The sequence below is a fragment of the Roseburia intestinalis L1-82 genome, from assembly GCF_900537995.1.
Taxonomy (GTDB): domain Bacteria; phylum Bacillota; class Clostridia; order Lachnospirales; family Lachnospiraceae; genus Roseburia; species Roseburia intestinalis.
In genome coordinates, this window is record NZ_LR027880.1 from 3,947,501 (window position 1) to 3,960,083 (window position 12,583).

The 12,583-nt window shown below is 40.6% G+C and carries 13 protein-coding genes (1 of these 13 only partly in view); 2 read left to right on the forward strand and 11 right to left on the reverse strand.

Going from position 1 to position 12,583, the window contains the following annotated elements:
- The 5 genes from rplA to rpmG all read right to left on the reverse strand — a co-directional run.
- Positions 1-686 carry the 5' portion of a 50S ribosomal protein L1 gene (gene rplA / locus RIL182_RS18550; protein WP_006855727.1) on the reverse strand. Its footprint begins 10 nt before the window's first position, so only the first 686 of its 696 coding nucleotides appear in the window; its start codon is at positions 684-686; the stop codon falls past the left edge of the window.
- A gap of 138 nt (positions 687-824) precedes the next feature.
- Positions 825-1,250, reverse strand: a complete 426-nt coding sequence (gene rplK / locus RIL182_RS18555) for a 50S ribosomal protein L11 (RefSeq protein ID WP_006855728.1) — start codon at positions 1,248-1,250, stop codon at positions 825-827.
- A 70-nt stretch (positions 1,251-1,320) separates the two neighbouring features.
- Complete coding sequence (gene nusG, locus RIL182_RS18560; RefSeq protein WP_006855729.1) at positions 1,321-1,839, reverse strand: transcription termination/antitermination protein NusG; 519 nt, start codon at positions 1,837-1,839, stop codon at positions 1,321-1,323.
- Positions 1,840-1,856: 17 nt separating this feature from the next.
- The gene (gene secE, locus RIL182_RS18565; RefSeq protein ID WP_015521110.1) at positions 1,857-2,072 is read right to left on the reverse strand and encodes a preprotein translocase subunit SecE; all 216 of its coding nucleotides are present in this window, start codon (positions 2,070-2,072) and stop codon (positions 1,857-1,859) included.
- Between the two features lie 26 nt (positions 2,073-2,098).
- Positions 2,099-2,248: a 50S ribosomal protein L33 gene (gene rpmG, locus RIL182_RS18570; protein WP_006855731.1), complete on the reverse strand. Its 150-nt coding sequence runs from the start codon at positions 2,246-2,248 to the stop codon at positions 2,099-2,101.
- 382 nt (positions 2,249-2,630) lie between these two features.
- Between rpmG and fliD the strand changes: the two genes are divergently transcribed.
- Positions 2,631-3,929 carry a flagellar filament capping protein FliD gene (gene fliD, locus RIL182_RS18575; RefSeq protein ID WP_242655464.1) on the forward strand — a complete coding sequence of 433 codons (1,299 nt, stop codon included), beginning with the start codon at positions 2,631-2,633 and terminating at the stop codon, positions 3,927-3,929.
- A gap of 92 nt (positions 3,930-4,021) precedes the next feature.
- Here fliD and RIL182_RS18580 read toward each other — a convergent pair whose 3' ends face one another.
- The 5 genes from RIL182_RS18580 to RIL182_RS18600 all read right to left on the reverse strand — a co-directional run bounded on the left by RIL182_RS18580 (position 4,022) and on the right by RIL182_RS18600 (position 11,254).
- Complete coding sequence (locus RIL182_RS18580; RefSeq protein WP_242655465.1) at positions 4,022-5,206, reverse strand: CgeB family protein; 1,185 nt, start codon at positions 5,204-5,206, stop codon at positions 4,022-4,024.
- Positions 5,207-5,383: 177 nt separating this feature from the next.
- Entirely contained in the window at positions 5,384-6,649 is a 1,266-nt protein-coding gene (locus RIL182_RS18585) for a glycosyltransferase family protein (RefSeq protein ID WP_134523444.1), read from the reverse strand.
- An 18-nt stretch (positions 6,650-6,667) separates the two neighbouring features.
- A complete protein-coding gene (locus RIL182_RS18590; RefSeq protein ID WP_044998568.1) occupies positions 6,668-8,254 on the reverse strand; it encodes an AAA family ATPase in 1,587 nt (528 codons plus the stop codon).
- A gap of 41 nt (positions 8,255-8,295) precedes the next feature.
- Complete coding sequence (locus tag RIL182_RS18595; protein WP_006855738.1) at positions 8,296-9,444, reverse strand: glycosyltransferase family 2 protein; 1,149 nt, start codon at positions 9,442-9,444, stop codon at positions 8,296-8,298.
- 70 nt (positions 9,445-9,514) lie between these two features.
- Positions 9,515-11,254 (reverse strand): AAA family ATPase, encoded by a 1,740-nt coding sequence (locus tag RIL182_RS18600; protein ID WP_006855739.1) that lies wholly within the window; start codon positions 11,252-11,254, stop codon positions 9,515-9,517.
- A 121-nt stretch (positions 11,255-11,375) separates the two neighbouring features.
- Between RIL182_RS18600 and RIL182_RS18605 the strand changes: the two genes are divergently transcribed.
- Positions 11,376-12,389 (forward strand): glycosyltransferase family 2 protein, encoded by a 1,014-nt coding sequence (locus RIL182_RS18605; RefSeq protein ID WP_006855740.1) that lies wholly within the window; start codon positions 11,376-11,378, stop codon positions 12,387-12,389.
- 34 nt (positions 12,390-12,423) lie between these two features.
- Here RIL182_RS18605 and RIL182_RS22360 read toward each other — a convergent pair whose 3' ends face one another.
- On the reverse strand, positions 12,424-12,567 hold the full coding sequence (locus tag RIL182_RS22360) for an NAD-dependent epimerase/dehydratase family protein (RefSeq protein WP_408638722.1): 144 nt from the start codon (positions 12,565-12,567) through the stop codon (positions 12,424-12,426).
- Positions 12,568-12,583 lie beyond the last annotated feature (16 nt).

Sequence of the window (12,583 nt, forward strand, 5' to 3'; positions counted from 1 at the left end):
ATTTTAACTACGTTTAATCTTACACCAGGTCCCATTGTAGATGCAAGAGTTGCACTCTTAACATACTGACCTTTTAAGCTTGCAGGTTTTGCTTTGTTGATCGCACCCATAAGGGTCTGGAAGTTGTCGCTTAACTGTTCTTCTGTAAAAGAAGCTTTTCCAACTGGCACGTGGATAATGTTTGTTTTGTCCAATCTGTATTCAATCTTACCAGCTTTGATGTCGTTAACAGCTTTTGTAACATCCATAGTTACTGTTCCAGCCTTCGGGTTTGGCATTAAACCTTTCGGTCCAAGTACACGACCAAGACGTCCAACAACGCCCATCATGTCCGGTGTAGCAACAACAACATCGAAGTCTAACCATCCCTCGTTCTGAATCTTCGGGATCAGCTCCTCGCCGCCTACGTAATCAGCGCCTGCTGCCTGTGCTTCATCAACCTTGGTTCCTTTTGCGAATACTAAAACTTTAACTGATTTACCAGTTCCGTGTGGTAATACAACTGCACCACGGATCTGCTGCTCTGCATGACGTCCATCACAACCTGTTCTGATGTGAAGTTCGATTGTCTCATCAAATTTAGCTGTTGCGTTTTTCTTTACCAGGCTGATTGCTTCAGCAACATCGTACTGAGCAGCCTTATCAAAACTTTTCACAGCTTCCTGATATTTCTTTCCTCTTTTCATTCTAAAAAACCTCCTGGTGGTATTATCGGGAGAGGGCCCTCCCACATAATCGTTAATAAATATCGTTATTTTTTGCAGAATTTCTCAGAAGAATGCCGTTCTTGCATTCTTCCAATGAATTTGCTGTTTTTGCAAATTCTATTCTTCCACTGTAACACCCATACTTCTTGCAGTACCAGCGATCATGCTCATAGCTGCCTCTAAAGATGCTGCATTTAAGTCAGGCATTTTTAATTCTGCGATTTCCTGTAATTTTGCTTTGGAAAGTGTAGCAACCTTTGTCTTGTTCGGTGTTGCAGAACCAGATTTAATGTTGCAGGCTTTCTTGATTAATACAGGAGCAGGCGGTGTCTTTGTAACGAAGCTGAAGCTTCTGTCTGCGTATACTGTAATAACTACAGGGATGATAAGATCTCCCTGATCAGCGGTTCTTGCGTTGAACTGTTTTGTAAATTCAACGATGTTAACGCCATGCTGTCCAAGAGCAGGTCCAACTGGAGGAGCAGGTGTAGCCTTGCCAGCAGGAATCTGCAATTTGATATATCCTTCTACTTTCTTTGCCATTTGGAATTGCCTCCTTAATCCAATGTTTCAGGCATAATCTCATGCCTGCGCACAGATCCTGGTCTGTGCTTTAATTGTTAAGTTTTACATCTGCGAAACTTATTTCTACCGGCGTCTCGCGGCCGAACAATTCAACATTGATCGTCACACTCTGCTTTCCGTGATTCATCGCCTGGATCACTCCGATAGTGTCTTTCCAAACACCTCCGGTAACCACAACGGTGTCTCCCTCTGTAAAGTCAACTTCAATGTTCTCTTTCTTGATTCCCAAAGGTTTCATTTCCATATCGGTAAGCGGAACCGGCTTGCTTCCCGGACCAACAAATCCGGTAACACCACGGGTATTTCTGACAACATACCATGTGTCGTCATTCATAACCATATTGATAAGAACGTATCCCGGAAACATTTTCTTTGATACGGATTTTTTTGCGCCATTTTTCATTTCGACAACATCCTGCATCGGAACGCGGACCTCTAAGATCTGATCTTCCAGATGTCTGTTTTCAATTGTCTTGTCAATGTTCGCTTTTACCTTATTCTCATATCCTGAGTAGGTATGAACAACATACCAGTGTGCCTCTGCCATAAATCACTCTGCCTCCATTAAAAATTAAAACCAACAAGGAAATCAACGCCATACTGAATTGCGAAATCCAAAAGCGCGATGATAAGACCTAATACAACGGATACAGCAATAACCGCTGTGGTCTGTCTTACAAGTGATTGTTTCTCCGGCCAAATAATCTTTTTGAATTCAGCCGAAAGACCGGTAAACCAGCTCTCTTTTGGAGCCTTGTCTAACTTCTCGGTTTCTCCCATTTTTTCACTCCTTTGCCACGCGCGTCTTATTTGGTTTCTTTGTGTAACGTATGGGTCTTGCAGAATCTGCAATACTTTTTGGTTTCCATCCTGTCAGGATGAGCTTTTTTGTCTTTTGTCATGTTGTAGTTACGGTTTTTGCATTCCGTACATGCCAATGTTATTTTTGTGCGCACAACTTCCACCTCCATTAAAATTCTTTGTGCTTTTTTCTGCCCCGGTCTCCGTAGTGAGACGTTTTTTAAGGATCAGCGACAGTCCTTAAAAAAAGGCATAAAAAAAAGACCTACTTCCATCGCCTGTCTACTATATCATATCCACTTGTTTCCGTCAATCTTTTTTTGTATATTATACCCTTTTAAACCTTTTTGATTATTTTTTCCTATTTCACATTTTTTTCTCAAATGGTATAATATTTTTATATAGTTAGACCGAAATACTTTTAAAGAATCTTTAAAAATATAATTAAAATCCCCACATTTATCATGCCAGGCGGCAAGGATGCTGTCCTATAACCTGATAAATGTATATATTTCATGGAAGAAAGGAGGGGTTTTCTTGGCTGCTATTGACAGTGCCTATCATTATTATTTAAGCACTTATGGCACTTCGAAGGTATCGCGTTATGATACCCATAAGAAGAGTCAGCTTCGTGCTGTCTATAATCAGATTGTAAAAACAAATAAAGATACTCCTCTGTATAAAATTCCAGATTCCACGGATGTGAAAAAATTTGCGATTGACCTGAAAGAACATACCCGTTCGATCCAGAATGTAATCGCTGCCCTTTCTGACAACGACGAGGGGATTGAAAATGTATTCAACAAAAAAGTTGCAAAGTCTTCCGACGAATCTTCTGTCAATGTTACCTACATTGGTGAGGATCAGAGTCTCGATAATTCTTTGCATTTTGATGTGGAGGTAAAACAGCTTGCAGCCCCACAGATCAATGTCGGAAAGTTTCTTTACCCTGATGAATGCGATTTCAAAACAGGTACTTACACATTCGATATATCAACTGATTTAAGTTCATATGAGTTTCAGTATACCGTAAGCAGAAATGATGACAACCAGCATATTCTTGAAAAGCTTGCACGCCTGGTCAATTCTTCAGGTGCCGGGATTCATGCCGATCTTGCCAAAAATGCCAGTAACAAGATTGCCCTGCGTTTAACTTCAAGTCAGACCGGTCTTGCAGACGGTCAGTCCTATCTGTTTGAAGTTACCCCAAGTTCCGATCATGCATCCGAAAAAGCAATGCAGACACTCGGTATTGATTGTGTTACCCAGACAGCAAGTAATTCTTCTTTCTTATTAAACGGTACGGAGCATGCATCTCTGTCAAATACTTTTACTGTCAACAATGCTTTTGAACTGACACTGAATAAACCAAGCTCCCAGGCAAACCCTGTACAGATCGGCTTTAAAACAACAGCTGACTCCATTGTAGACAATGTCCAGTCTCTGGTAAATGTATACAACAATCTGATCCAGTTAAGCTATCGCTATGACAGCACACAGGAAGCAGATAAACTGCGGCGCGATTTTACACAGGTGGTAAAACCTTATTACAATGAATTTGAGTCGTATGGATTAAAACTTTCAGATGACGGTGCCATCAAGGTCGATACACATCTTCTGACGGATGCAGTTACTTCCGCGGATGCAAAAGAATGCTTTGCAACATTAAATAAGTTTAAAAACGATCTCGGAACGACCGCCGGAACCGTCTCTGTTGACCCGTTAAATTATGCAAGCAAAACGATGATCACTTACAAAAAACCAGGTCATAAGAATTTTTCCTGCCCTTACCTGACCTCCGTTTATTCCGGAATGATGTTAGACAGATATTGCTAAACGGACACTTACAGATTTTCTGTAGTGTCCGTTTAATATTCCAATATCCCAGATGCAACTTCAGATTATGCATCTTTCGCACTGATCATGTACTATATATCATTTTCCTGATTTTCATTTTCTTCTATAATATCCAGCATCGTATTTATTCTCTCTATATAATTGTGATGCTCCCTTACTTTTCGATAACCATTTTCTGCGATTGCCAGACGTTCTTCCTCATGTGCCAGATAATATTCTGCTTTTTCACAAAGATCATTGATTCCGTCAAAGCATACCAGGTCTTCCCCCTCTTTAAAATAATATGGTATTTCCGCCTGATAATTTGTCATCAGAAAGCCTCCTGCCCCAAGCACATCCCATACCCTGAGTGGTATGCCGCTCTTGATATTCGGAATCGTAAAATTCAGATTAATCTTTGACATACGAAAAACCTGCGGCAGCTCACTCCAGTAATCAACCGAACCACAGTACTGAATCCGCAGCATATCACTTACATCACTGTTACTGTACACATTGACATGATAACGTTTTGACAGTTCGATCAATGCACGTCTGCGCTCCACTTCCGCAATTTTAAATCCAAGTACGGTCGTCTGAAAGATCAGTCCAAGATCCGAAAACGACCCTTCTGATTTTTCCAGTTCAAAATATTCCTGAAGTTTTTCCAGTATATCCGTGGTCAGCATGGGTTCCACAATATTTGCGCCACTGATATTTAACTGTGCCTCGATCACTGCGTCAAAATACCCCCGTAGATATTCTGGCAGCCTGCTTTTTATCTTATCATAAGAATTTCTTTCATAAAGGCTTCCAACAAATGCGATATCCCCTTTGTATTTCTGTATTTCCGGCGAATTTGCAATCACCATATCCATCCGGTTTGTATCTACCGCAAGCGGAAGATACCAGATATGCTCTACTCCCATCTCCCGAAATTCCAGATAATTTGTCTTGTCAAAGGTAAATATATAATTGCAGGGATGAAAAATGGATTCGTGATACATACTGATCAGCGGATTGTCACAGCTCCACGATACATATTTTATTCCCATCTTCTGACAGACATTCGAAATCAGTGCAAAATAATTGACCGTAAATACCATATCATAATGCGTTTCCTGTATTTTGTGCTCAATTATTTTTTCAAATTCCGGATCAATATCATAATTGCCAAGATGCTGTTCGATATTATCCACAGTATGTCCCAGCAATAAAAATGTCTGCTCTATGTCTCTGTAATTATAAGCTTTCCAGCGATACATCAATATGTGCATAATACTCTCCATTCTTGCGCTGCTTTTAAGCGCATCACGAGTTTGTGTGAAGCACAAATCTTGCGTGTGAAAAATGTATTTTTCACACTAATCTCCATTCCTGTGCCGTGTCAGCCAAAATAACGTTTTCATCTGTATGTAAAACCTGTTGCAGGGAGGGAATGAGAACCTCCGGCTCTACATCCAGGCTTCCCTGATCCACGCTGCCCTGCTTTTCCACGTATGATGCTCTTTTGCTGACTGATATCCACAGTCTGCCATCCTTTGTGTGGACTGCATGTGTCCGAACAGGTCAAATACACGGTCTGGCAAAGTCCGGATCTCATTTCTTGAAAACATGACAAGTTCTTTTCCATCCGTAAACTCTCTGCGCAGATAGGTGGAATCGTCCGTCACCACTGCTGCTCCGGCAAGCATTCCGTTAAAAATACGGTCATGTGCTCCGGCTTTGAACCAGGTCATTGTATTTAAGACGATCTTACTGTCGTTCATCAAAGGCAGAATCTCCGGTGCAAGTACTTTTCCACCATACACCAGATACGGATTGTCACTCCACTCACACTGATCCCAGCCTGTTCCATATGCCGTTACCCGTATTCCGTTTTCCACCAGAATACGGACAGCCTGTTCACGGAAAAATGACGTGGCATACGAGTCAATAAAACGCATCTGCACGATGATCTCATGAATACGCTGTTCTGAAATATCATTCCGCTTATATTTTAAGTACTCTTCGATCACATCCTCCGTCGTGCGGTCCGGATGATGCACCAGTTCTGACAATACCACCTGTGCCATCTCCTCCCCATCCACCTCCGGGATAGATGAGAGATCCGGAATCATCTTCGCTACTGTGTAGATTGGAAGTGCCCCCGCATATAAAACATCGATTCCACGCTCCGCGAGCGGCTTATGCCTGCTGCCAAGTTCCACCCCGGCATGTGGCAGAAAATCCGTATACCGGATATTTTTAAAATATCTGCGGATATACCGGACATGGTTGCGGTCCGTGCACAACACAATAGATGTTGCCGGTGCATTCTGCAGTGGTTTTTCATAGTGAAACGGATGATCCATCAGGATATTGATATATGGAATATTGTAAGTTTCCCAGAGATTTGGCTCTTCTTCCGCAGAACCTGCTCTTTTTGATCCTGCTGTACTTTGGAAAATGTCCTGCTTCAAAAGCATCCCTGTTCCGGTCATGCCTGCCGGAAGTGACAGATTATATCCCAGGTTATTAAACGTCACACAGAAAAACCTCTGATCTTTTTTTGCACCATCTCCGATACATTCGATCAGCGCCTGCTTGCTCACCTCTTCGAGACGGGCATCATAGGTAAAGGAAGCATATCCCATGGATTCAAAGGCATTTTTCAGTTCCTGGGTGAATAAGTCGAGGGTGTCGTAGACACCGGTGATGTAAATGATGGTTGTCTGCATGGTGGTCTCCTGTACTTTTTATAGATTTATTTTTTCTATACTGCAGCTATGCCTTTTATAATCATCCTTTGTGGAATCTGTGCTGTCGTAATTGATTCCAGCAAGAATCACTTGTCCATGATAATCTTTCAGGCTCTGCATGTACTGCTTCTTTTTTATCTGTGCAATCGCTGCATCTGAGGCTTTATCCCATTTTAATTCCACCACGATCGCCGGCACATCTCTAAACTTTCTCGGGACAAACACAATGTCAGCAAATCCTTTTCCCCCGGCAAATTCCCGATACATCACATAATCTTTTCTTGCAGCATAATATGCCAGCGAAAGCACACACGACATAGAGTTTTCATCATTATACTTTAAAATGGATATATTTTCCTGATGCACCTGCTCGATCATTTCCGCAACATATTCTTCTTTTCCATCTATGGTTGCCTGAAGCAGTGCTTTTGAATTGCGAATCGCATCCATAACCGGTTCCCATCCGCCATCCTCTATGCAATTAATAAACTCTTTCTGCACCTCCTGGTTTGGAATAGAAACCGTCTTGTTCTCAAAATCGTAGGTCAGGTACCCCAAATGCACTAAAAGTGTAAATACATCATCTACGCTCGCAAATGTGGACATATCGTTCTGAAACTTATCCGGATTAATCCTTATACAGCTGCCTGATATAAGCTGTGTGACTAATGCCTTCAAGTGATACATGTCCATCTGGATATATTTTTTTAATGCCTCATATGTCTCTGTCTTCGTCCAATAACTGTCAAAGTCATGTCCCAGCAATGACATAACAACCGATCTTGGATTATAGATCTGAACGCCCTTTAAATCATATCCATCGTACCACTGTTTCATTCTGTCATAAGGCATACCATATGACACACACAGACTTTGAACTTCCTCTTCCGTAAACCCGGTAAATTCAGCGAGTTCCCTTTGATTGGTCATGGAATATTCATCAAACATATTGAGAGCTGAATGCTCGCCATACTTTTTAATCGGCAGTATTCCCGTCATATAAGCCAACGCAATATATGGCTTATCTTTCATCCACAGGCACAAGAAATCCAGATATTTTTTCTGTGCTTCATCATCCCCCGGATACTTTCGAAATATGCAGTCCCACTCGTCGATAATGATGATAAATTTCTGTTTTTTCTGACTATAGATGTTCTCTAATACATCAATAAGATCTTCCCGGTCAAAACAGTCTACATCTCCGTATTCCCGCCTGATATCCCATAAAAGTCTCTTTTGCATATAATCGATCATTGCATCCACCGACTGCGCCCGGTTAAGAAAGTCAAGCATGTTGACATGAAGGACATTATATTTATTCAGATTTGCCTCAAAACTTTCATCCTGTGCAATCTTATAATCCGCAAACATGCTTTTCGAATCACATCCCTTGCTATAATAAGCTACAAGCATATTTGCAGTCATAGATTTTCCAAAACGGCGAGGTCTGCTTACGCATATATTCTGATGTTCGGTATTCAGATTCTGATTCATTTCAGAAATCAGCATGGTTTTATCCACATATATCTTGGAATTAAGTGCTTTCTGAAATTCTTCATTTCCCGGATTTAAATATATTCCCATTCTCTTCTCCATTCCTGCGTATACTATCTACAACAGGCTGACTACAATAGTTTCAAACGTTTTACCGCCGGCTCATAACCGCCACATTTCTGATAATAATACTTCGCCTCACTGATTTTTCCCAGACATTCATTGATAACACCCACATTATAATATGCTGCATAGGAATTTACCCCTGCCATCCGGCAGTCGCGGTGTTTTACCGCTTTTAAAAATTCTCCCACTGCGGCATCAAACATAGCATTATTCATATAGATCAGTCCCATCAGAAACTGGAAATCCGCACTGTTTCCAAATTCTTCATAAATGTTTTCAAAGAAAAGTGCCTCCCCTGCATGTCCGCTGTTGATCAGTGCATAGCCATAGGTTTCCACCATATCGATCACATACTCTAACTTTGGTTCAAGATCATAGCTTAAACCATGGGCAAACCAGAAACATGCCTCATTATAATCTTCTGCCATATAATAACTTTTTCCAAGCTGGTATAAAAGATACGGGATCTGCTCCATTTTCTTTAAATCCGCAATGTTTTGTGTCGGCATTATCTTTTGCGATTTGGAATGCTTTATGTTTTGCTCCAGCTCATCTGCATGCGCATTTGCATCCCATCCTAAGCTCTTTAACTCCTGCTCCAACAAATGGATGTTGCGCAACGCCTTTTTCTTCCTCTCTGCCTGTGGCAGATCATAGCCTGTATGCCCGATCACAACCGGTGCTTTGTATGTAAGATATTCTTTTTCGTCATATGCAGTCACCTGTTCATGGATTCTTCCTGTATAATGAAATTTTTCTTTTGAGAAAATACGGTTAATCCATTCCTTATTCTCCTGCTTGCCGTCTTTTCCGGAAATAATGTTGATCCTTTGTATCCTGCCAACTTCGCCTGTATGTGCAGCAATCAGTTTTTCTAACTCCGGCATATCGATCTTCTGTAAATATTCATCGCTGTCAATGACCATTACATACGGATATGCTGCTTTTGAAACTGCAAAATTCTTTGCTGCGGAAAAATCATCGCACCATGGAAAATCATAGATATGATCGGTGTATTCTGCAGCAATTTTTTTTGTCTGATCTGACGATCCAGTATCCGCTACGATCAGCTCAAATCCGGTGTTCTGGAAAGATTTAAGGCAGCGCTCTATATTGTGTTCTTCGTTTTTGGTGATGATACAGACTGATAACATGTGGTTGTTCTCCTGTGTAATTCAAATTTTACTGAAATATATATATGTGTATCCTGAATTTTACTTTTTATCAATTTTCGGCATTCTGTGGATGATCAGCAGCCGATTCGATCAGGACTGTCTTTCCTTCAAATGCAAATGCATAACAGTGGATATGTTCTTTGGAAATCCCACGTTCCACTAAATTTTCAACATACTTTTTTTCTCTGATCTGTGCCAAAGCCGTTTCTACTGTATCTTCAAGATTTTTCTCTCTGCGTGCATTAAATACCTTAAATTCGATTATATATGCATCTCGTTCCGCCGGCTGTTTCGGCTCTATCATGACATCATATCTGCCAAACCCGCTTTCGCGATTGGAAGTCAGATAATAATGATCCTGTAAATCTACCAGAAGTCCTAATACAAATCCGTGATAAAACTTCTCCGGTTTTGATACAGATGGCTGCTTTCCTGTATCAAAGCTGCTGAAAGTACGCAGTGCTACACCATTCATATATTCGTTCATGGCATCCACATCGTTTTCCAGCAGAGCATTGATGAAATCATTATATTCCTGTTCTGCATCATCGAACCAGGCATGTATCATGTTCTGGAACATCAGATTTACTTCCAGATTCGTCAGTGCCAGTTCATACTTTGGCTGCGTCCCCTCTGGGATCTCATCATATTTCTCATAATGAAGCACCTTTAAATATCCGCTCGCCAGAAGCATACTCCAGATTGCACGCTCACTTCCGTTTAACTGATTATATACGATCTGTTCATCAATGACGGATCTGATGCTTTCTCCGTGCAGTAATAATTCAAATTGCTCTTTGATACTATGCCCCGCCTCGCGGATCAACTTACCGACAAGACTGTTTGCACTTGTATTTGCCCAAAACGCCTGAAAAGTTTTTGTATCTATAAAATTCAAGATAGACCAAGGATTATAAATATCTTTATGATTTCCGAAAATAAATCCATCATACCACAATTTTACCTTTTCTTTCTCTTCTCCAACCTGAAACCGATCCAATGCATCAAATACTTCTTCTTCTGTAAATCCAAATGCAGTGGCATATTCATCCGATGTGGTGGTAACTACTTTCAAATTATTCAGATCCGAAAAAATAGACTCCCTGCTGACTCTCGTAATTCCAGTCATAATTCCGCGTTCCAACCATGGATTCGTCTTAAACGTGGAATTAAACAGGCTTCTGGTAAAGCACACCAGCTGATCCCAATAACCATCCACAAATGCTTCCTGTATCGGCGTATCATATTCATCCAGTAAAATGATCACCTTTTTCTTACCGTAATACTGATAAAGAAAACTCGACAGCTGATATAAGGCAAGTGTTGCATCCACATCATTCATGTTCTCTGATGTTGTCAGCATTCTTTGAAAAAATGTGATGTCCGACCCGCGCAGGATTCCACTTTCCAAAATGTAAACATGCTCCGTATATAATTTTGAAAGTAACTGGCATATTTTCTGCCTTGTAAGCTCATAAGTCGGTTCCTTGATATTCGCAAATGACAGACTGATGACCGGATAGGTTCCCTGCAGATTACGGTATTTTTCTTCTTTCCAGATTGCCAGATGTTCAAACAGATCCGATCTGCCTGCATAATCTATGGAGAAAAACTGCTCCACCATACTCATTGTAAGCGTTTTCCCAAAACGACGTGGACGGGTAATCAGAGTCGCACTGTCCCCACAGTCCCACCATTCTTTAATAAAAGGCGTTTTATCTATATAAAAATAGTTTCCCTGGATGATCGTTGAGAAATCCTGTATACCGATCGCTATATTTCCAGCCATTGATACCTCCCTGTTTTTTTATACTGATATTGTCCATTCTTTTTTATTGTGATAAATTAATAGTATACCATTTTTGTATATTATACCATATGCAACCTTTTTATCAGGAGAATTTTGATCTATGAAAAAAGTAAGTGTCATTATCCCATGTTTCAACGCAACAAAATATCTTCCGAAATGTTTTATGTCACTTGTACAGCAGACAATCGGGATCAGTCAGATTGAGCTGATTTTTGTAGACGATGCTTCTACGGACGACGGTTCTACCTGGAACATGCTGCAGGAATTTGAACGCGCCTACCCGGAAAGTATTATGATCTTAAAGCTTGAGGAAAATATGCGTCAGGGCGGCGCAAGAAATATTGCCCTGCAGTACGCAACGGGTGAATATATTGCATTTGTTGACGCAGATGATTTTGTTGCTGATAATTTTCTATTGGAAACTTATGAAAAAGCAAAAGAATCGGATGCTGATATCATCCAGTTTGAATATTTTTACTATACAGACCGTCTGGGTGCCGTAGACTCTGGTCGGAATGTTACACCGGAAGTGATTAAAATTTCTTCTGTCAGTGAACGCAAAAAATTTCTGATCTCAGAAAAAGTTACTTATGGCTGCTGGAATAAACTTTACCGACATGATCTGCTGAAAAAGGCTCATACCTCCTACGCAGAACATGTCATTTATGAGGAGCCGCTTTTTGTATACCCTCTTTTATATTTTGCAGATAAAATCGTGATCTTAAACGATGCCTACTATTATTACAGGCAAAACGATGCCGGAACCATGCGAAATGATATGAAACAGGAAGAAACCTTAAAGATGCATGCTGATGTCCAGCTTGCAGTCTGGAATTTTATGAAAGAAACCCCATTTTTTCAGGAATATTATGACGAGATCAAGCTGTATTTTCTCCATACCTATCTGTATGAAACGCTGTACTTTGCAAAACTCCGGGGGTTCCAGCCTTCCTATTCTTTCTGCGAAGAATTAGAAAAAACGGTTATCCTGGAGGTGCCGGATTATGAGGAGTCTGTTTACAGTGCTCTGATTCCAAAACAGATGGAGCTGTATCGGATGATCGGGAAGGGGATGACGGAGGAGAAGTTCGGAGAGTATTGGGAGCAGCTGTGAGCTGCTCCATATTAAAAAAAAGCATACCAAATATCTAACATCTGATATGCTCATCTTTTTTATCTATAACTTCTAATTGCATCTTTAAAATATTATTTTGTTCTTCTATTTCATGTCCCTGTCTGACAATATAATCGCACAGATTCCGTCCTATAAATCCATTTCCGCCTAAAATAATATATTTATTTCAATGA